Source organism: Nocardiopsis sp. LDBS1602, from assembly GCF_035818715.1.
Taxonomy (GTDB): domain Bacteria; phylum Actinomycetota; class Actinomycetes; order Streptosporangiales; family Streptosporangiaceae; genus Nocardiopsis; species Nocardiopsis alba.
The window spans coordinates 103,541-122,947 of record NZ_JAYLVW010000002.1 but is presented as its reverse complement, the minus strand read 5'-3'; the positions used below and the strand labels follow the sequence as shown (position 1 = coordinate 122,947).

Below are 19,407 nucleotides of genomic sequence, written 5' to 3'. Positions count from 1 at the left end.
AGTCCCGGACCACCGCCTGTGGACAACCCCTCGGGCACGTGCGCGAACGCCCGCTCCAGGGCGCGTCGCCCCTTCTCCGGGGCGTCTCTCCCCGACACGGCGCGACGGCGCCGGCGGCGACGGGGGTCCCCGTCGTCACCGGCGCCGTCGGCACCGTTCGGTCTCAGAGCACGGTCAGGCCTGGACCTCGAGGTTCACGATCTTTCCGACCTCGGCCAAGACCGGGTACTCGCCGGTGAACCCCTGGGAGGCCAGGACACGTACCTTCCAGGTGCCGTCGGCGGCGAAGAACCGGAAGGTCCCCTCGTCGCCGGTGGCCACCTCTCCGACGAAGTCGTCGGACTCGTTCAACAGCCGGGCGTAGGCGCCGCGCAGCGGTCGACCGTCCCGGGTCACCGTGCCCTGGATGACCGCCTGGTCACCGGCGTCGACGTCGGCCAGGGCCACTCCGCCCTCGGGTGCTCCGCAACCGGTCACTTGGCCTCGGCCTCCCCCAGCTCGACCGGCACGCCCACCAGGGAGCCGTACTCGGTCCAAGAGCCGTCGTAGTTCTTGACGTTCTCCAGCCCGATGATCTCGTGCAGCGCGAACCAGGTGTGCGACGAGCGCTCACCGATCCTGCAATAGGCGATGATGTCCTTGTCCAGGTCGACCCCGGCCTCGGTGTAGAGCTCGCGCAGCTCCTCGGCGGACTTGAAGGTGCCGTCCTCGTTGGCGGTCTTGGCCCACGGGATGTTGCGCGCGGTCGGGATGTGGCCCGGACGCTGCGAGGTCTCCTGCGGCAGGTGCGCGGGGGCCAGCAGCTTGCCGGTGAACTCGTCGGGCGAACGGACGTCGACGAGGTCCTTGACGCCGATGGCCCCGACGACCTCGTCGCGGAAGGCGCGGATCGAGGTGTCCTGCTCCTGGGCCCGGTACTCGGTGGCGTCCCGCTCCGGGACCTCCTCGACGAGCTCGCGGGAGTCGAGCTCCCACTTCTTGCGGCCGCCGTCGAGCAGGCGCACGTTGTCGTGGCCGTAGAGCTTGAAGTACCAGTACGCGTAGGCCGCGAACCAGTTGTTGTTGCCGCCGTACAGGATCACCTGGTCGTCGTTGCCGATGCCCTTGGCGGACAGCAGCTTCTCGAACCCGGTCTTGTCGACGAAGTCGCGACGGACCGGGTCCTGGAGGTCCGTCTTCCAGTCGATCTTGACGGCGCCTCGGATGTGGCCCTTGTCGTAGGCGGACGTGTCCTCGTCCACCTCGACGAGGACGACGTCGGCGTCGTCCAGGTGAGCCTCCACCCAGTCGGCGTCCACGAGGACGTCGGAGCGGCTCATGGGGAACCTCCTGTGTTTCTACGTGCGGTGTCGTGTGTGTCGTTGCGTCGGTTCCGGATATGGGGCCGGAACCGGGGTACGCCGGTGGGCTCCCGCGTCCGGGGGCGTTCGGGGGGTACCCCCGTGGCACCCGGTTCGGGTGTCGATCGGACGTGGAGAACGGGCTGTTCGGGATGGGCGAACGTGGACGCACGGAGCCCGGATACGCGGTGTACGGGGAGTTCGGGTCCGATCACCCACGAGGGTGAGGGGACTCCGTTCTCCGGGTTCCACACGTACGGGAAGTCATCTCGACCGCGGGTGTGGGCACCGAAGGATCCGGTCGCACGGAACGGACTCGGGCTCGAGGCCCGTCCGCCCTAGGAACACGGACAGAGCGCGGCGGCGACGCGGCAGAAATCGACCGCCCGTCGCTTCGTCAGATACGCGCTCGTCAAGGAAGTCACGTTTTAGACGCTACAGGCACGGCATCGTCTTGTCACTGGTGTCCTGGATCACAGGAGGAGCCATCGTCCCCGCTCCACAAGGGGAACCGGAGACGGATGGGGTCCAGGATGTGGGAGAGGCGTCTCGAGAACGCGTGTTCGGGAGCTCAGAGAACGGCTCGACCGAGAGCGGCGATCACGTCCGCCTTACGGGGCTGCCCTTGGGCCCGCCGCACGATCCGCCCCGAGGAGTCCAGGACGAACACCGTCGGGGTTCCGCGGATCTCCAGCCGTCGCACCAGGTCCAGGTGCGACTCGGCGTCGATCTCCACGTGGGTCACGCCCTCGACCATCGCGGCCACCTCCTCCAGGATCCGGCGGGTGGCCCGGCAGGGCTGACAGAACGCGCTGGAGATCTGGACGAGGGTCGCCCTCGCGCCGGGCTCGGCGCCGATGTCCTCGGCGCCGAGCCGCTCCACCGCGACGGACATCAGGCGACCTCGGAGCCCATCAGCGGGATGTCCGAGCCGGTGCCGGTGATCCGCAGCCCGCTGGAGGTGGCCTCCATCTCGGTGACGGACAGGCCGAGCGGGAGCTCGGGCACCTGGGCGCTGAAGCCCAGAGCGTCGGCGACCTGGTCCCCGAGGTCGATCGGCAGATCGCCGATCTGGATGTCGACCGGGGTGACCGTGAGGACGTCGCCGTCGACGGTGAACTCGACACCGCTGGAGACCGGGATGCTGCGGCCCAGCTCGGTCAGGGCGAGCTCACCGCTGATGCGGGCGTCGCCCTCCTCGGTGCCGATGGTCATGCCCTCGGGCAGGTACGGGTTGAAGTAGGTGTAGGGGACCACGAAGGAGCCGTCGACCTGGCCGGCGACCACGTCGGGCTCGTTCATGAGGTCGCTCAGGGGCGCCTCGACGTCGGAGGCGGTCGCCTCGACCTGTTCGACCGTGACACCGCTCATCGTCGCGCTGGCGGCGTCGATGTTCACCTCGGTGTAGGTCCCGCTCAGCACCTGGGGCAGGAAGGCCCAGCCCTCGATGGAGACGTCCGGCTCCTCGGACATGTCCATCTGCTGGGCGAGCCGTTCGGAGAGGGTGCTCTGCGCGAAGGAACGCGCCCCGATGTCGGCCACGACGACCAACGCCGCGAGCAGGATCAGGAGGACGACAAGGAACTTACGCATCGGAATCCCAGCACACTTTCTTTCGCTCCGGCGCGCCTCTCGGCTGGGTCATCCGGCCGGACTCGGTCACACGCCAACGGTGCTCGATGGGCACCGGTCATGGAAAACCTGTAGGGAAGGGTACTTCACCACGCGTTGGATGCCCCGCTCCCCGGATCGGTTGCGACGAGGCGGGGATCGGTTTCTCGTCGAGAACGCGGGAGCACTTCCGGGGGCGTCTCCCTCCCCGGCACAGGGGAAGGAACGCCATCATCGAAACGGCTGTTCGGAGGGGAGGCCGGACCCGCTCAGCGGGGCATCAGCATCGCCGCGAGGCCGTCATTGGCCGCCGCGTCCGCGAGGGAGAGTTCGATCACGTTGGTCGCGACCACGTGCCCGGAGAGCAGGCGGCCGAACTCCAGGATGTGCGGCTGACGCTCGTGTTCCTCCTGCGCCAGCTCGTCCCGGTAGATCGCGTAGACGATGCGCTGTAGCGGCGCGCTGGGCACGGTGTGCGCGGCGAACAGCAGGGTGTCGGGCTCGTGGGCGGACACCTGGGCGACCACGGCGGCGGCGAGCCGGTCGAACCCTTCGCCCTCGCCCTCGGCCAGCGTGTAGATCGTGATGACCCCGCGCACCTTGGAGGGCGGGGCCGAGGGGGCCCCTCCGTAGAGGTCCTCCTCGTGGTTCTCGGCGTGGCGGCGCTTACGGCGCACGGGTTCCTCCTGCGGATCGTCGAGTTCGTCGTCCACGTCGTCGTACTCGTCGTCGTAGTAGTCGTCCTCCACCTCGTCGTAGGGGTCACGACGGGGCTTGGCGGCCATCGCGCCCGCGCCCCAGAGAGCGGCGAGCGAGCCGAGCATGAGCACCGGCCCCATGGCGCCCAGGCCCGCACGACCCACGACGATGGACAGGAGCGCGGCCACGAGCAGCAGGAGGACGACGGTCAGGTCGACCTTCCCTCGGCCTCCAAGGCCTCGGCGCACGATGGCGACCAGCGCGGTGACGAGAAGGACGACGACGAAGACCTGCGCACCGTTCACGAGCGCGCGCGGGATCAGGTCGTAGTGTTCCAGCGGGGGGAAGGAGTCGCCGAAGCGCTCGCTGACGCGATCGACGGCCAGTACCACCAGGGGGACGATGGTGAAGACGCTGAGGAACAGGCGTGAGGTGAAGCGGGCGTTCGGCGCGCGAACCGCGTACTCGAAGGCCCCCCACGCCAGGTAGACGGGGCCTATGAGGCTGATGCCCACGTGCAGGAGCCGGAATGTGGCCCCGCCGAAGTCGAACATCACGCCGATCACCGCGGCACTGAGACCGACCGTGATCCCCAGGGCGGCGATCGACCACGCGATCACGGCGACACCGGGGCGGCGTTGGGCGTACGCGGTCAGCGCGGCGGTGGCGCTCCAGCCCACCAACGCGCTTATGAATGTCAGTCCTACCGTGACCATCTCGATAATGATGCTGCACGTTAGTGGGTGGATGTGCACAGGATGCACTTTTGAGGGCACGTTCCCGGGAGAGATCTCGCAGAACGGAGGCGCAAACCGTGACTTACACTGTGATCTTCATCACCAGGTTTAGTGTCAGGGCACGGAGGCCGCATGAGGCATCCGGAGGGCCTTAGGCTCACAGTACTCGGGGAGCGTCACCCCCGCCCATCGGAGGATCGCCTCCCCCACCCGAGCCAGGAGAGAACCGTGTCACAGGACGTATCGTCCCCGGAACCGGTCGGCCCCGGAGCCGCCTTCTTCGACGTGGACAACACCCTGATGCGGGGCGCGTCGATCTACCACTTCGCCCGGGGACTCGCCTCCCGCGACCTGTTCACCACACGTGACCTGATGCGTTTCGCATGGGGACAGACGGTGTTCCGGGTGACCGGCAGCGAGCAGCCCGAGCACATCAACGCCGCCCGGGAGGCCGCCCTGGCCTTCGTCGCCGGACACGACGTCGACGACCTCGTCTCGCTCTGCGAGGAGATCTACGACGACACCATGTCCGACCGCATCTGGGAGGGCGCCCGCGCCCTGGTCCAGAGACATCTGGACGCCGGCCGGCCCGTATGGCTGGTCACCGCCACCCCCGTCGAGCTCGCGGAGATCATCCGCCGCAGGCTGGGACTGACCGGAGCGCTGGGCACCGAGGCCGAGACCGTGGACGGGGTGTACACCGGACGGCTCAACGGAGACCTGCTGCACGGCCCCGCCAAGGCCGTGGCGGTCCGGGCGCTGGCCGGCGCGCAGGGATGGGACCTGCGCTCCTGCTCGGCCTACAGCGACTCCTCCAACGATCTGCCGCTGCTGTCACTGGTCGGCGACCCTCACGCGGTCAACCCCGACGGGGACCTGCGCCGGTACGCGCGCAACCACGAATGGCCCATCCACGACTTCCGCAAGCATCGCAAGGCGTTGAAGGTGGCCGTGCCCGCCGCCGTGGCGGGCGCCGTGGCCGGGGCCGTGGCACTACGCGCGGTCAGACACCGCAAGGCGCTCACGGCGCGCTGAGAGCCGCGCGGAAGGAACGTCCGTCAGCGACCGAAGGTGGCCCGGGCCAGGGCGAGGACGTGGATCGGACGCAGACCCGCGCCACGGGCCACACGGCCGCGGCTGTGCGCGTAGGACTCGAAGGCCTCGATGGAGCTGTAGGCGGGAGCCCAGCCCAGGGCGGCGCACAACGGCGCCGGATCCAGACGGGAGACGTGGGGTCCGACCTCGACGCTCCGTGCCGCGCTCGCGCCGGCGTAACCGATCCGTCCATGCCGGGCCACACCCCGCAGCGCCCTCAGACCGCGCGCGGGAACGGGGAGACGCTGTCCGCCGACCCTGCGCAGGCAGTGGGAGAGAGGTACCGTGTCCGCCCCGCAGGCGTCGAAGACACCGGTCTCCTCGCAGAGCGCCATCCGGACGAGCGCCTCGGCGCCGTCGTCCTCGTGCAGGAACTGCACCCTGGGGTCGCGTCCCATCACCGTGGGCACGACGCGGGAGTGCATGTAGCGGGTGAGAGGGGTGTCCACGGAGGGGCCGATGAGGTTCGCGAGCCTCATGACGGCCACGGAGAGATCCGGCCGACGGCGTCGCAGCGCGTGGACGTGCCGTTCGACCTCGGCGGTGTCATCGGCGTTCAGGGCCGCGTTGGAACGGACCACGAGTCTGCGGACGGTGTCGGAACGCTGGGCCGCGCCCAGGACCCGCAGAGTGCCCAGGAGGCCGTCCGCCCGGTCGGAGGTCTCGGTGGCGTCCAGACCCAGGTGCAGGACCAGTTCGGCACCGGACTCGGCGACGATGCGGTCCAGGCTCCCGTCGTGCAGGTCGACGTTCTGGTATTCGATCCCCTCGACGCCCGCGGGCGGAGGAGAGGAGTCCGCGCCGATCACCCGGCCGACGCCGGGGTTCTCGCTCAGGGTCTGCGCGACCCTGGCGGCCAGGGGACCTGAGACCCCGGTGACGAGTACGACACGAGCCATGGCGACACGTTCCTTGGGAGGAGACGGTGGTGGTTCCGGGAGGCTCGCGGACCGTTCACCCGGGGAGGGTGAAGCGGCGACCGCGACCCGTGGAACACGACAACGGCGTCCCACCCGGAGAATTCCTTCATCCCGGCCGACGCCGGGTGAGGAAAGAGAGTGTCTCCGCGTCCGGGGCGTGCTCGAAGCGCGCCCACGCCCGCGGAGAGACGTTCGCCGCGAACAGTCCTACTTCTTGTTGCGACGCGCGACGCGCGTGCGCTTGAGCAGCTTGCGGTGCTTCTTCTTCGCCATCCGCTTACGGCGCTTCTTGATGACGGAACCCATGGGATCACCTTCTCGCTGACGAGTGAGTACGGACATGCCGAACCACCGGTGGCGGACACCTTCTGGTTCGGATGCGGTTGCTGGGCTCGCTGAGGCACGCGTACACGAGGCACGCGGCCGGTGCGACCGGGGCGGGCCCCGGGGAGGACTGCGCTGAGCACGCACGTCTACCGCACCCGTGGCCTTAGCTTACCCGTAGGGCGTGTCCCGTGGACACACACCCCGCCACGTGACATGCGGCCTCCACCCGGTGGACCCACGAAGTCCCCGGGTGGAGCGAGCCGAAAAAGGCCTGGTCCCGGCGCCCTCGGACCCGGGACCGGGCCGGTCAGGCCCCGGGAACGGACGGACCGTCGCCGTAGAGCTCCGCCGCCGGCTCCGCGTAACTGACACTGGCCAGACGCTGATCGGCGAAGGTCAACGACGTGACGCTGGCGAGATTGCACTCACGCAGGTCCGGCCGGTGCCAGAGGCGTTTGCCCTCGGCCGCGCGACGGGCCATCCAGATCGGAAGCTGGTGGCTGACGCACACGGCCTCACGACCCCAGGCCTCACGGCGGACGACCTTGATGACCTCGACCATGCGGGAGACGATCTCCTGGTAGGGCTCGCCCCACGAGGGCCTGAAGGGGTTGTAGAGCCGCCTGAGGACCTGGGGGTCGCGGGCGGAGGAGGCCGACAACGACATCCCCTCGAACCTGTTGGCCGCCTCGATGAGCCGCTCGTCCAGGGTCACCTGTAGATCGAACGCCTTCCGCAGCGGGGCCGCGGTCTCCTGGGTGCGGTCCAGCGGGGAGGAGTACAGGGCCGCGATGTCGTGCCCCTCGAACCAGTCGGCGGCCATCTCCGCCATCCTCTGGCCCCGGTCGCTCAGGTGGTAGTCGGGCAACCGCCCGTAGAGGACCTTCCGGGGGTTGTACACCTCGCCGTGGCGGAGCAGGTGGACGACGGTGGTCGTGGTCATCGTGGAAGTCCTTCCGTCCTGGGTCCGAGCATGATCAGCCCTGGGCCTCGGCCGCGGCCCGGGCGGCCTTCGGCAGAGCGGAGACCACCTCGTCGATCGCGGCCTCGTCGTGGGCGGCCGAGAAGAACCAGGCCTCGAACGCCGCGGGCGGCAGGTAGACGCCCTGGTCGAGCATCGCGTGGAAGAACGCCGAGAACACCTTCGTGTCGGTCCGACGCGCGGTGTCGAAGTCGACGACCTCCTGGTCGGTGAAGAACACGGTGAACAGGTTCCCGCCGCCCTGGACGCGGTGGGCGACCCCGGCCGCGGACAGCGCCTTGGAGACCTCGCCCTCGACCTGGGCGGAGACCCGGTCGATGTGCTCGTAGACCTCGGGGGTGGCACCGCGCAGCGTGGCCAGGCCCGCGGCCGTGGCCAGCGGGTTACCGGACAGCGTGCCCGCCTGGTAGACCGGGCCGTTCGGGGCCAGACGGTCCATGACGTCGGCCCGACCGCCGAAGGCCGCGGCCGGCAGGCCACCGCCCATGACCTTGCCGAAGGTCATCAGGTCGGGCGTCACACCCTCCAGACCGAACCAGCCCGAGGCGCTGACCCGGAACCCGGTGAGGACCTCGTCGAGGATCAGCAGGGCGCCGTTGGCGTGCGCGATCTCCTTGAGACGGGCGTTGAAACCGTCCTTGGGCGGGACGACCCCCATGTTCGCGGGGCAGGCCTCGGCGATCACGCAGGCGATCTCGTCACCGTGCTCGGCGAAGGCGTTCTCGACGGCCTCCACGTCGTTGTACGGCAGCACGAGGGTGTCGGCGGCGCTGGCGCCGGTGACGCCCGGGGAGTCGGGCAGGGCGAAGGTCGCCAGACCCGAGCCGGCCGCGGCCAGGAGCGCGTCCACGTGACCGTGATAGTTGCCCGCGAACTTGACGATCTTGCTCCGCCCGGTGAACCCGCGCGCGAGACGGATCGCGGACATGGTCGCCTCGGTCCCGGAGTTGACCAGACGGACCTTCTCCACCGGGGCGCGCTCGACGATCAGCTCGGCGAGTTCGACCTCGCCCGGCGTCGGCGCCCCGTAGGAGGTCCCGGCCGCGACCTGGCCGTGGAGGGCCTCCACCACGGAGGGCTCGGCGTGCCCGAGGATGAGCGGACCCCAGGAGCAGACGAGGTCGACGTAGCGACGACCGTCGGAGTCCGTGAGGTAGGGGCCCTCGCCCTTGACGAAGAACGGAGGGGTGCCGCCGACGGCACCGAAGGCGCGGACGGGCGAGTTCACGCCGCCGGGGACGACGGCGGACGCCCGTTGGAAGAGCTCTGCGGAAGTCTGTTGTGTACCCACCTCACCAGTGTGTCAGCCGTCCTCCCCGTTCCGTCCATGCCCCACCCCGAAGACCTGGTCACGATGCCCCTCCCCCACCCCCATGGGTCCGGGAAGGGGTGTGCCCCGCCACCGGGGGACGGGGCGGGGCACGGGGAGAGGGATCCCTAGGCGTAGGTGTCGTGTTTCGGTGCCTCCTGGGCGGCGCGGTCCCCGGAGCGGACGAGGGGCCGCAGGCGGTCGTTCTCGGCCACCTTGTCGACGAGGAGGGTCATGGGGCGGGACATCGCGAGGCTGACCAGCGTCGCGACGATCGCGCCGACCAGGAGTCCGACCGTGACGTCGTGCGGGTAGTGGACGCCGACGAGGACCCGGGAGAAGGCCTCCAGAAGAGCGAACAGGATCGCCGCGAAGGCGTAGCGGCGCCAGGCCACGATGATGGCCGCGGCCGCGGCGCCCGCGATGGCGGCGTGGTTGCTCGGGAAGGACCAGTCACCTATGGGGTCGCAGGTGGCGATGGTCGTCAGGTCGGTCATGGCCTGACAGGGCCTGAGCTGTTCGAAGAAGGACTTGATCGTCAGGCTGACGAAGTAGGCGATGACGGTGGCGACCGGCGCGAAGAGCGCGAGGCCGACCAGGCGTGAGCCGGCGGACCGGGCACGCCACCAGGCCATGAGGAACAGGAGCGCGAAGACACCGAGGAAGAGGTCGGTACCCCACTCGGCGGCGGTCTGCATCCAGGGATCGAGGCCGGCCGCGAACTCGATCACGGCCCGGGACCAGGCGGCGCTGATGGCGAAGATCTCAGAGACCATCTCTCTCCATTGAGGTCGTACGGGGAGAAGGTCGCGCGTGCAGCGGAGAAGGCTGGGCGACGTCCCGGTGACGGGACTCCCACGGGCGAATGAACGGAAGCCCTTATCCTGTCATCAACCCGAAGCCCGCAAAGCCGTTCCGGTGGGGAAATCGACCAAAGAGATGACGAAACCCCACGAAAGAGACGGCCACCCCTGAACAAAAGGCGTGGTGACGGAGGTGGATAGCGTGGCGGGGTCCATCCGTCTCCCACAGACCGGAGTTGTCATGGCCACGAACTTCACCACGGCGGATCTGATCGACGACCACGGTGACACCCTGCGCAGCTGTTCGACGCAGTTCCGTCGGTACGGCGGGCACGACGTCTTCTCCGGGCCGATCCGTACCGTGCGCTGCCACGAGGACAACGGGTTGGTGAAGCGGATCCTCGCCACCCCCGGTGACGGCGCCGTGCTGGTCGTGGACGGCAACGGCTCCCTGCGCACCGCCCTGATGGGCGACATGATCGCCGCCTCGGCGGTGGAGAACGGCTGGGCCGGAGTGGTCGTCAACGGCGCGGTCCGCGACACGGTCGCACTGGCCGGGCTGGAGCTGGGGGTGAAGGCGCTGGGCTCCAACCCGCGCAAGTCGCTCAAGGACGCCGCCGGACGTGCGGACGTCCCGGTCACCTTCGGCGACGTCACGTTCGTCCCCGGCGAGTGGCTCTACAGCGACCACGACGGCATCGTCGTCAACGCCACGAGGCTCTGAGACGGCGGGGACGGCGGGGACCGCCGCCCCCGCCGTCCCGTCAGATCTCTCGGGCCCCGCTCCTGTTCACCGTCACGAACAGGAGCAACGCGGTTCCCACGAGACCGACCGCCGCGGCCGGGAGGAGGTCTCCGACCGGTGCCCCCGCGGCCAGAAGGGCCGGTCCGCGCATGAGCGTGCTCGGCACCCACTCGGCGAGAGCGGGGATCTGCCCGATCCCCGAGAGGAGCATCAGGGCGAGCGCGGAGGCCCCCACCACGGCGAGGGCGTTGCGCATCAAGGACGACATCAGCGCCACCACCGCCACGGCCAGGATCGGGAAGACCCCGCCGATCAGGGCTCCGATCAGGACCGACGGCGACAAGGGTTCGAAGAGCGCCGAGGCGAGCGCCCAGGCCACCAGGGAACCCGCCAGGTGGGCGAGGACGGCGGCCGCCGCCGGAAGGACGAAGCGGGGCAGGAGCATCTCCGCCGCCCCGGAGACCCGGGTCCGGTAGAAGACGGCCCGTCCGGGCCCGGAGTCCACCGTCAGGGCCATGGTCGCCACCAGGATCACCACGAGCGTCCCCACCGGGGCCGCCAGTTCGACGTAGGAGCCCAGGGCGTCGACCGCGGTCATCTCCGGCAGTTGGAAGTCCATGGCGGCCAACTCCCCTCGAGGATCGGCCAACGTCAGGAAGTCCTCCATGAAGTAGGAGAGCAGCGGCCCGACCGCCCCGAAGATCCCGAAGACGAGCACCAGGGCGAGCAGGGTGTGGGTACGGAGCAGTCGCCGGGCCTCCAGCCGGTACAGCGTGCCGTTCATCGATCCGTCCTGTTCGTGAGGGAGAGGAACGCCGACTCCAGGTCCTCCTGGAAGCCGGTCATGGACACCAGCGGCATCCCGTGTTCGGCGAGCAGCCGGGGGATCCCCAGCTCCCCCGAGTCGGCGTCCACCGCCTCCAGATGGACGCAGTCCTCCTCCACCCGGGAGGCCCGGGTGACCCAGGGCTCGGCCGTCAGGAGTCCGACGAGACGGTCGACCGGTCCATGCGTCCGCAGGTACCAGGCGTTGGGTCGGCCGCGGTCGGCGATGTCGGCGACCGGCCCCTGGTAGACCAGTCGGCCCCGGACGAGCACCGCGACGTCGTCGCAGATCCTCTGCACGTCGCCGAGCAGATGGCTGGCGACGATGATCGTGCACTCTCCTCTCAGCGAGGTGATGAGGTCGAGGACGTCCACCCGGCCCTGAGGGTCCAGGCCCGAGGCGGGTTCGTCGAGGATGAGCACCTCGGGGCGGCAGACGAGGGCGGCGGCCAGCCCCAGGCGTTGACGCATGCCCCGGGAGAAACGGCCGTTGCGCCGGTCGGCGGCCTCGGCGAGCCCGACGCGGTCCAGGGCCCGGGCGATCTCGGCGTCACCGGCCTTCTCCCCGACCATGTGGGCGCTGAGGGCGACCACCTCGGCCGCGGTCAGCCAGGGTTCGAAGTCGGGAACGTCGGGGCAGAGCAGGACCCGCCCCTCGGGGGCCGACACCGTCCCTTCTCCGGGCGCTCGCATACCGGCGAGGATCGACAACAGGGTGGTCTTTCCCGCTCCGTTCGGGCCTACCAGGCCCAGAACGCGGCCACGCGGCACCGCGAGGTCGATGTCGAAGATCCCCGTCTCCGGCCCGTAGGACCGGGTGAGTCCCTTCGTGGTGATCACGTGTTCGTGTTTCATGGGCCGCTCCTGGGCTCCTTCTTCCATTCCCGGTCTCCGACGAAGGGGACGGCACAGCCGACGAGGATCGCGGGCCCCATCAGCATCACCGTGTAGGCCGCGACGGTGGGGTCGGGCAGTACGAGTCCCATGACCCCGGTGGCCACTCCGACCATGGCGATGAACGCCCCCACCCACCCGCGTGCCTGTTCCCACCAGCGCGCGGCCGGGGTCTCCTCGGGCCGTTCCGCGCGCAGGAGCGGGGCGATCGCCCCCATCCCCACCAGGAAGGCCGCCAGGGTCAGGGCGACGATCCGGTCCGTGGGCAACGACGGGCCTCCGCCCGCCACCTCGTACAGCGTCACGACGTGCAGCGCGGCCAAGAGCAGCGCCAACAGCAGCGAGAAGAGGTCGACGACCCGCCTCAAGGATCGCGTCGACCACGGTGTGGGCGTCTCCAAGGCCCGGTGGAACCGGTCGCCCACCACCGAGACCAGCGAGAACACGGCCACCATGGTCAGGGTCACCGCGGGCAGGATCGACGCGACCGCCCATCCGGGCAGGTCGGAGGAGCCGCGGAGTATGTCGTACTCCGCCGAGTCCACCCGGGCGGGGAGCCCGGGGTACAGATGGATCGACACCGCCACCATGAACACCACCGTGGCCAGGGTGCCCAGCGTTCCCCAACGGGGAAGGGGGATCCTCCCCGAGGTCCTTCCGCCCATGCGCTCCGCCTCCGTCCCTCGTCTTTCACGAACGACGCTACGGAGCCGCGCGGGATCGGCGCATCGCCCCGGAGGAACGCTCCGGTCATGGGTTCGGGACGCCTTCGGGCATGCCGGAGGTCATGGTCGTGGACGTGCCCCGGACATGACCTCGGCGGCCGTCCCCGGCCCGGCTCCCCCGGTTACCCTCGATCAATGACGAACAACGGCCGGTTCCCCGACCTGTCCGACTGGGTCGCCCTACGGGAGGGCCGACCGCCCCGGGTCCTGGGGTTGCTCTTCTGGGCCGCCGTCCTCACCACCGCGTTGATGTTCGGGGTCGCCGCGTTCACGGAGGGCATGGAGGAGCTCCGGTCGGCCGGGCCCCTGATCATCGTCTACATCGTCGCCAGCGGCGTGGCCCTGACCCTGTCCTGCGCTCTGTGGCCGTTCCTGGCGTGGAGCCCCGGGGCACGTTGGACGGGACGGCTCGCCAGCGCGACCTTCCTCCTCCTGAGCCTGTGTTCGATGTTCGTCAGCAACCACACCACCTTCCTGTTCGTCTGTGTGGCCGCGATGAACGCGGTGGCGGTCTTCGGGATCCCCGGTCTGCTCTGTTACGCGACGCTCCTCATCGGGTTCTCGATCACAACGATCGGCCTTCCCGAGGGACACCTGTTCATCGGCGCGGCCATGGCGGTCGGACTCACCACTCTGGCCCTGTTGTCCGGGCTGGTGTACATGGGACTCGTGATCTCCGCCCAACGGGCCGAACGCACGCGGGAGCTCCTCGCCGAACTGGAGGAGGCCCACGCCGAGCTGCGCCGCCATTCCGACCGGGTACGCGAACTGACCGTCGCCGAGGAGCGGGCGCGCATGTCCCGGGAGATGCACGACAGCACCGGGCACTACCTCACCGCCCTCACCATGAACCTCTCCAACGCCCTACGCTTTCGCACCGCCCGCCCCGAGTCCGCCTGGGAGGAGGTCGAACAGGCCCGGGAACTGGCTCGTGAGGCCCTCACCGACACCCGCAGATGGGTCAGGGCGCTACGACCTCTCCGACTGGAGGGACGCGCGGGCGTGACCGCCATGCGGGCGATGGCCGAGTCCTTCGACGGCGGCGGGGCGCGCATCGTCTTCACCGAGACCGGGGAGTGGCCGGAGCCGTCGCAGGAGGCCGAGCTGGTCTGTTACCGGGCGCTCCAGGAGGGGCTGACCAACGCGATGCGCCACTCCGGGAGCGATCGGGTCGAGGTGACGGTGGCCTCCTCCCCCGAAGGCGTGACGGTGACGGTGACCGACAACGGGAACGGCGCCGACGAGGAGACCGCCCGGAACGGGTTCGGCCTGCGCGGTCTGCGAGAGCGGGTGGCCTCTGTACAAGGGACGATGAGCGCGGAGAGCCCGGCCGAGGGCGGCTTCCGGCTCAGGGTGACCGTCCCGGCGGTCGCACGGGCCGCTACGGTCGTGACGGGAGGTGCGGCGTGACGTCGGTTTCGGTCCTGATCGTGGACGACCAGATCCTGCTGCGACAGGGGCTGCGCAAGCTGCTGGAGATCGAGGAGGGCATCGAGATCGTCGGTGACGCCGCCGACGGGGTCGAGGCCCTGGAGTTCCTGGCCGCGCACCCCTCTCCGGACGTGGCCCTGGTGGACGCCCGTATGCCGCGCATGGACGGGATCGAGCTCATCGCCCGGATGCGCGTCGAACATCCGAAGGTCCCCGCCATCGTCCTCACCACCTTCGACGACGACGAGCTCGTCTTCGGCGGGCTGCGCGCGGGCGCCCGAGGCTACCTGCTCAAGGACGTGCCGCCCGACGAGCTGGTCTCGGCGATCCGTCGGGCCGCGCGGGGCGAGACGGTCCTGGGCGGCCCGGCCGCCGACCGGCTCGTCGCGGCCCTGAACACCACCGTGGCCCCGCCCCCGGTCTCCGAGACGGCGACACCGCTGTCCGACCGGGAGTGGGAGGTGGCCCGCATGGTGGGCGAGGGCGCCACCAATCGGGAGATCGCCCGTGCCCTGTTCATCACCGAGGGCACGGCCAAGAACCACGTCACCAGCATCCTGCGCAAGCTGGACCTGCGCGATCGCACCCGCCTGGCCCTCTGGGTCGGCCGACAGGACACCTGACCGAGAGACAAGGGTCCGTGGTGGGCTCACTCGACGCTCACCGAAGCGAGAACCGCGTCGGTGATGCCCTCGGGGACCTCGTCGAGGGTGGGACGAGCGGATCGGTCGATCAACACGCTGAGCACCGCGGCGGTCCCGGTACCGGTGTCCACCAACAGCAGGGTCGCGTCCTGGCTATCGAAGACGAGGTCGACACGGGTCGCCTCCTCGGTGCCGGGCACGGAATATTGTTCCTGGGCGTCGTCCCGGGCGTCCGTGGCCGCCAGCCCGAGCAGCAGGCGCAGGTTCACCGCCAGCTCCGCGGTCGAGACGGCCCGTCCGTCCGACGTTTCCGCGTCGACCGTGGTGACGGAGACGGCGGCGACGTGGGTGCCGTCCGCGCGTGTGAGGACGTGCGCGACCTCGTCGTCCTCCCACCCCAGGGACATCCCCGAGGGTGGAGGGGAGATCGACTCCCAGCCCTCGGGGACGCGGTAGGCGATCCCGTACGCGGCCAGGTCCTCACGGCCCGCCAGAGGTCCGCTCTCCGTCGGGGCGTCGGACGCCTCGGGAGGAGTCTCGACGGACTGATCGTCCCCGTCACGGCAGGCGCCGACGGACAACACCATGGCGACGCACAGGACCATGAGGCGAAGGGGCAGGGGGTGTTCCTCGGCGCGATCTCTCACCCGAACGAAGCTAGGGCATCACCCCTCATGCCCCGTCCGTCGTGGCCGGATGAGGTCAACGTGCCCCGTTCCGGTCAGGGCCTGGGGGCGGAGAACTCCTCGCTGGCGTCCGACAGGATGTCCAGGACGGCGATGGGGTCGGGCAGGAGCACGGAGCCCTCGGAGTCGGAGGGGGTGCGGATCCAGGTGACCCGGTCGTCGAAGGGCAGGGCCGAGGGGGCCCCGAGGACGAAGCTGTCCCGGCAGTGCCAACGCAGCCCCGGCATCTCCTCGACGGCCTCGGGTACGCAGTCCAGATGGCAGGACCACCACTCCTCCTCGTCCACCGAGGAACGGGTGGCGACGAAGAACAGGTAGCGGGACCCCATGGCGGCGACCGGACCCGCCGGGATCCCCGCACGCCCCATCCGCGCCAGGGCCATCACACCGGCCTCGCGGGGCACGTCCAGGACGTCGAAGACGCGGCCGGTCGGCAGTACCACGTTCGCGTGGGGCGCCGCGGTCCACCAGCGGCGGATCGTCTCGGTGTCGGTGCTGGCCTCCACGCCCCAAGCGGCGGTGACCGGGTGGGCGGCCGGGTCGGGACAGCCCATCCGGTCGCACGTACACGCGCGGTCCTCACCCGGGGAGGCGCCCCGGACCACCGGCCATCCGAGCCGGGCGTAGCGCAGCGCGGACTCCAGCATGCTGTCCGTCGCGTGGCGGCGTTTCCTTCGGTACAACACGTCGGCCATAGGAGCTCCCCGGTCTCATCGGTGCGGGCGCGGCCGGGTTCGGATCTGGGGCCCGAACCCCCGGCGACCGCGACCGGGACGAGCCGGTGCGCTCAACGCAGCAGACGTGCCGCCTCGGTGGCCCAGTAGGTCAGGATCTGCTCCGCTCCAGCTCGTCGGTAGGAGGTCAGGGTCTCCAGGATCGCCCGTTCCCGGTCGAGCCAGCCCTTCTCCGCCGCGGCCTCGATCATCGCGTACTCGCCGCTCACCTGATAGGCCGACACGGGTACCGGAGAGGATTCGGCCACCTTGGCGACCACGTCGAGGTAGGCCAGGCCGGGTTTGACCATCACCATGTCCGCGCCCTCGGCCACGTCCAGGGCCACCTCGCGCAGGGACTCGCGGACGTTGGCCGGGTCCTGCTGGTAACCGGAACGGTCCCCGAACCGCGGAGCTCCCTCGGCCGCCTCGCGGAAGGGCCCGTAGAACACGGACGCGTACTTGGCGGCGTAGGCCAGGATCGGCACCTCGGGGTGGCCGGCCCGGTCCAGTCCGGCGCGGATCGCCGCGACCTGGCCGTCCATCATCCCGCTGGGCGCGACCACGGCCGCCCCCGCCTCGGCCTGGGCGGCGGCGATGGACGCGTACCGCTCCAGGGTGAGGTCGTTGTTCACGTGCCCGTCGCTCTCCAGCGGACCGCAGTGACCGTGGTCGGTGTACTCGCACAGGCACAGGTCCGCCATGACGACGATGTCGTCGCCGACCTCCGAGGCCAGGTCGCGCAGGGCCACCTGGACGACGCCGTCCGGGTCGTCGGCCTGCGAGCCGACGGAGTCCTTGTGCTCGGGGATGCCGAAGAGCATCAGCCCGCCGACGCCCGCCTCGGCCGCCTCGCGCGCGGCCTTGCGCAGGCTGTCCCGAGTGTGCTGGACCTGGCCGGGCATCGAGGAGATCGCCACCGGTTCGGTGAGCCCCTCCTTGACGAACATCGGCAGGATGAGGTTCTCCGGAAGCACCCGCGTCTCCGAGACCAGACGACGCAGCGCCGTGCCCCGGCGCAGGCGACGCGGTCGGACGACGGGGAACGCGGCGTCGTGGTCGTTAGAGGTCATCTCGGATGCTCCCGGATCGTGGAGTGGACTGCTGTGTCGTCGTGTCGTGGTGCCCTCGGTCAGAGCTTGCGGCGGCGACCGCGACGCTTCTGACTCGGCTTCAGAACGGGCTTGCCCGCCTCGATCGCCTCTCGGCGCTTGGCCGCACCGTACTCCGCCAGAGCCTCCGTCAGGGCGGAAACCGAGGCTTTCGGTGCCACGACGTCGACGCGCAGGCCGAACTCGATGGCGGTCTTCTCGGTCTCTCGGCCGATCACGGCGATGGCGGTGGTGTTGTGCGGCTTGCCGGCGATCCCCACCAGGTTGCGGACCGTCGAGGAGGACGTGAAGAGCACGGCGTCGAAGCCGCCGCCCTTGATGGCCTCACGGATCGGCTGGGGCGGGGGCGCGGCGCGAACGGTGCGGTAGGCCGTGACGTCGTCGACCTCCCAGCCGAGGTCGCTCAGGCCGGCCGAGAGCACCTCGGTGGCGATGTCGGCCCGGGGCAGCAGGACGCGCTCGATCGGGTCGATCTCCGCGTCGTAGGGCGGCCAGACCGACACCAGCCCCTTACTGGACTGGACGTCCTCCGGCGGCTCCAGGTCGGGCTGGATACCGAAGTCGCGGACGGCCTTCGCGGTGGCGTCTCCGACCACGGCGACCTTGACCCCGGCGAAGGCCCGGGCGTCCAGACCGTAGGACTCCAGACGCTCCCGAATGGCCTTGACCGCGTTGACCGAGGTGAAGGCGACCCACTGGTAGCGGCCGGTGACCAGGCCTCGGACGGCGCGTTCCATCTGCTGCGGGGTCCGGGGCGGCTCCACCGAGATGGTGGGCACCTCCTCGGGGACCGCGCCGTGGTTGCGCAGCTGCTCGGACAGGGAGGCCGCCTGCTCCTTGGTGCGGGGCACCAGGACGCGCCAGCCGAACAGCGGCCGGGTCTCGTACCAGGAGAGCTCGGACTGACGGGCCACCGGAGAGCCCACGACCATCAGGGCGGGCGCGGTGACGTGGTGGTTCTTGGCGTCGGTGGACTTGAGCTCGGCGACCAGACGGGCCAGCGTGGAGGTCACGGTGGTCTGTCGGGTGGTGCCCCCGGCCCGGACGACGGCGACCGGGGTGGTCGCCGGTCGACCGCCCGCGATGAGGTTCTTGCACACCACGTCGAAGCCGGGGCCGCGGTGCTCGAGCGGCTCGCTCTCGTGGGCGTCGGCGCCCAGGATGACGAGCGGGGCGTCGGAGGCGGCCGCCTCCTGCCAGTCGACGTCCTTGCCGGAGTGCGGGCGGGCGTGGAGTACGCGCAGTTCGGCGACGTCGTCCCCGAGCAGGGGGATACCACCGAAGGTCGGCACGGAGGTGACGGAGGAGACCCCGGGCGCGACCTCGACCTCGATGTCCGCCTCCTTACAGGCGGCCACGAGCTCGGCGCCGCGGCAGCCGAAGAAGGGGTCGCCCGAGTACAGGCGGGCGACCCGACGCCCCTCACGGGCGTGTTCGACGGCGAGGGCGTTGATGTCGCCGCCGCACTCGGCGGCCTCCACCACGGAGACGTCCTCACGGCACAGGGCGAGCAGCTCCTCACGGAAGGCCGAGAGCTCCTCCGCCGCGGGCTCGCGCAGAGTGATGACCACGTCGGCGCGGCGCAGGAGTTCTGCGCCGCGCAGCGTCAACAGGTCGGCGCCGCCCGGACCGGAGCCGATCAGGGCGACGTGGCCCGCTCCGCGCGCGTCGCGCTGCGGGTCCTCCGGCTGGGGGTTGACGTTGGCGTTCACGTACTCGCTCCTCTTGTGTGGATCGCCCACGCCTCGGGGCGCGAACTCCGAGGCGGTGATGGTCGGGGCGACCCGCGCGGGTGTCACCCCGGCAGCC

The 19,407-nt window shown here is 70.3% G+C and carries 22 protein-coding genes; 4 read left to right on the top strand and 18 right to left on the bottom strand.

Annotation, left to right across the window (positions count from 1 at the left end):
* Positions 1 to 174: 174 nt before the first annotated feature.
* The 6 genes from U9J66_RS08620 to U9J66_RS08600 all read right to left on the bottom strand — a co-directional run bounded on the left by U9J66_RS08620 (position 175) and on the right by U9J66_RS08600 (position 4,366).
* A complete protein-coding gene (locus U9J66_RS08620; protein ID WP_014909091.1) occupies positions 175 to 477 on the bottom strand; it encodes a DUF1416 domain-containing protein in 303 nt (100 codons plus the stop codon).
* Complete coding sequence (locus tag U9J66_RS08615; RefSeq protein ID WP_042284469.1) at positions 474 to 1,319, bottom strand: sulfurtransferase; 846 nt, start codon at positions 1,317 to 1,319, stop codon at positions 474 to 476. The genes U9J66_RS08620 and U9J66_RS08615 overlap by 4 nt, the downstream gene beginning before the upstream one ends.
* 359 nt (positions 1,320 to 1,678) lie before the next feature.
* Positions 1,679 to 1,765 (bottom strand): putative leader peptide, encoded by an 87-nt coding sequence (locus tag U9J66_RS26080; RefSeq protein WP_354896066.1) that lies wholly within the window; start codon positions 1,763 to 1,765, stop codon positions 1,679 to 1,681.
* A gap of 146 nt (positions 1,766 to 1,911) precedes the next feature.
* Complete coding sequence (locus tag U9J66_RS08610) at positions 1,912 to 2,235, bottom strand: TlpA family protein disulfide reductase (protein ID WP_017533128.1); 324 nt, start codon at positions 2,233 to 2,235, stop codon at positions 1,912 to 1,914.
* Complete coding sequence (locus U9J66_RS08605; RefSeq protein WP_017533127.1) at positions 2,235 to 2,933, bottom strand: LmeA family phospholipid-binding protein; 699 nt, start codon at positions 2,931 to 2,933, stop codon at positions 2,235 to 2,237. The genes U9J66_RS08610 and U9J66_RS08605 overlap by 1 nt, the downstream gene beginning before the upstream one ends.
* A gap of 287 nt (positions 2,934 to 3,220) precedes the next feature.
* Positions 3,221 to 4,366, bottom strand: coding sequence for a putative quinol monooxygenase (locus tag U9J66_RS08600; protein ID WP_051067443.1), 1,146 nt, complete (start codon positions 4,364 to 4,366; stop codon positions 3,221 to 3,223).
* A 249-nt stretch (positions 4,367 to 4,615) separates the two neighbouring features.
* On the opposite strand from U9J66_RS08600, the gene U9J66_RS08595 reads away from it, so the two are divergent.
* Positions 4,616 to 5,422, top strand: coding sequence for an HAD family hydrolase (locus tag U9J66_RS08595; RefSeq protein ID WP_014912502.1), 807 nt, complete (start codon positions 4,616 to 4,618; stop codon positions 5,420 to 5,422).
* A gap of 23 nt (positions 5,423 to 5,445) precedes the next feature.
* Here U9J66_RS08595 and U9J66_RS08590 read toward each other — a convergent pair whose 3' ends face one another.
* The 5 genes from U9J66_RS08590 to U9J66_RS08570 all read right to left on the bottom strand — a co-directional run bounded on the left by U9J66_RS08590 (position 5,446) and on the right by U9J66_RS08570 (position 9,796).
* A complete protein-coding gene (locus U9J66_RS08590; RefSeq protein ID WP_026124732.1) occupies positions 5,446 to 6,381 on the bottom strand; it encodes an NAD-dependent epimerase/dehydratase family protein in 936 nt (311 codons plus the stop codon).
* Positions 6,382 to 6,609: 228 nt separating this feature from the next.
* On the bottom strand, positions 6,610 to 6,708 hold the full coding sequence (locus U9J66_RS08585) for a 30S ribosomal protein bS22 (protein ID WP_013155353.1): 99 nt from the start codon (positions 6,706 to 6,708) through the stop codon (positions 6,610 to 6,612).
* A 328-nt stretch (positions 6,709 to 7,036) separates the two neighbouring features.
* On the bottom strand, positions 7,037 to 7,672 hold the full coding sequence (locus tag U9J66_RS08580) for a histidine phosphatase family protein (RefSeq protein WP_014909855.1): 636 nt from the start codon (positions 7,670 to 7,672) through the stop codon (positions 7,037 to 7,039).
* Between the two features lie 34 nt (positions 7,673 to 7,706).
* Positions 7,707 to 9,002 (bottom strand): glutamate-1-semialdehyde 2,1-aminomutase, encoded by a 1,296-nt coding sequence (hemL, locus tag U9J66_RS08575; RefSeq protein ID WP_017533124.1) that lies wholly within the window; start codon positions 9,000 to 9,002, stop codon positions 7,707 to 7,709.
* Positions 9,003 to 9,148: 146 nt separating this feature from the next.
* The gene (locus tag U9J66_RS08570) at positions 9,149 to 9,796 is read right to left on the bottom strand and encodes a phosphatase PAP2 family protein (protein WP_014909594.1); all 648 of its coding nucleotides are present in this window, start codon (positions 9,794 to 9,796) and stop codon (positions 9,149 to 9,151) included.
* A 268-nt stretch (positions 9,797 to 10,064) separates the two neighbouring features.
* Between U9J66_RS08570 and rraA the strand changes: the two genes are divergently transcribed.
* A complete protein-coding gene (rraA, locus tag U9J66_RS08565; RefSeq protein ID WP_017533122.1) occupies positions 10,065 to 10,547 on the top strand; it encodes a ribonuclease E activity regulator RraA in 483 nt (160 codons plus the stop codon).
* A 40-nt stretch (positions 10,548 to 10,587) separates the two neighbouring features.
* On the opposite strand, the gene U9J66_RS08560 is transcribed toward rraA, so the two are convergent.
* The 3 genes from U9J66_RS08560 to U9J66_RS08550 are packed head-to-tail and all read right to left on the bottom strand — an operon-like array spanning position 10,588 to position 12,952.
* Positions 10,588 to 11,352 carry a hypothetical protein gene (locus U9J66_RS08560; RefSeq protein ID WP_017533121.1) on the bottom strand — a complete coding sequence of 255 codons (765 nt, stop codon included), beginning with the start codon at positions 11,350 to 11,352 and terminating at the stop codon, positions 10,588 to 10,590.
* Positions 11,349 to 12,233, bottom strand: coding sequence for an ABC transporter ATP-binding protein (locus tag U9J66_RS08555; protein ID WP_108914154.1), 885 nt, complete (start codon positions 12,231 to 12,233; stop codon positions 11,349 to 11,351). The genes U9J66_RS08560 and U9J66_RS08555 overlap by 4 nt, the downstream gene beginning before the upstream one ends.
* Positions 12,234 to 12,244: 11 nt before the next feature.
* Positions 12,245 to 12,952 (bottom strand): hypothetical protein, encoded by a 708-nt coding sequence (locus U9J66_RS08550; RefSeq protein ID WP_326337452.1) that lies wholly within the window; start codon positions 12,950 to 12,952, stop codon positions 12,245 to 12,247.
* A gap of 195 nt (positions 12,953 to 13,147) precedes the next feature.
* Between U9J66_RS08550 and U9J66_RS08545 the strand changes: the two genes are divergently transcribed.
* Positions 13,148 to 14,422 carry a sensor histidine kinase gene (locus tag U9J66_RS08545; RefSeq protein WP_017533118.1) on the top strand — a complete coding sequence of 425 codons (1,275 nt, stop codon included), beginning with the start codon at positions 13,148 to 13,150 and terminating at the stop codon, positions 14,420 to 14,422.
* A complete protein-coding gene (locus U9J66_RS08540; protein ID WP_014911990.1) occupies positions 14,419 to 15,066 on the top strand; it encodes a response regulator in 648 nt (215 codons plus the stop codon). Before U9J66_RS08545 ends, U9J66_RS08540 begins: the two co-directional genes overlap by 4 nt.
* A 26-nt stretch (positions 15,067 to 15,092) precedes the next feature.
* Here the strand turns inward: U9J66_RS08540 and U9J66_RS08535 are convergent, their stop codons facing one another.
* From U9J66_RS08535 to U9J66_RS08520, 4 genes are all read right to left on the bottom strand, one after another.
* On the bottom strand, positions 15,093 to 15,734 hold the full coding sequence (locus U9J66_RS08535) for a hypothetical protein (protein WP_326337451.1): 642 nt from the start codon (positions 15,732 to 15,734) through the stop codon (positions 15,093 to 15,095).
* A 74-nt stretch (positions 15,735 to 15,808) separates the two neighbouring features.
* Positions 15,809 to 16,468, bottom strand: coding sequence for a bifunctional DNA primase/polymerase (locus U9J66_RS08530; protein ID WP_014913535.1), 660 nt, complete (start codon positions 16,466 to 16,468; stop codon positions 15,809 to 15,811).
* A gap of 92 nt (positions 16,469 to 16,560) precedes the next feature.
* Positions 16,561 to 17,559, bottom strand: coding sequence for a porphobilinogen synthase (gene hemB, locus U9J66_RS08525; RefSeq protein WP_161110778.1), 999 nt, complete (start codon positions 17,557 to 17,559; stop codon positions 16,561 to 16,563).
* A 59-nt stretch (positions 17,560 to 17,618) separates the two neighbouring features.
* Positions 17,619 to 19,310: a uroporphyrinogen-III synthase gene (locus tag U9J66_RS08520; RefSeq protein ID WP_026124729.1), complete on the bottom strand. Its 1,692-nt coding sequence runs from the start codon at positions 19,308 to 19,310 to the stop codon at positions 17,619 to 17,621.
* Between the last annotated feature and the right edge of the window lie 97 nt (positions 19,311 to 19,407).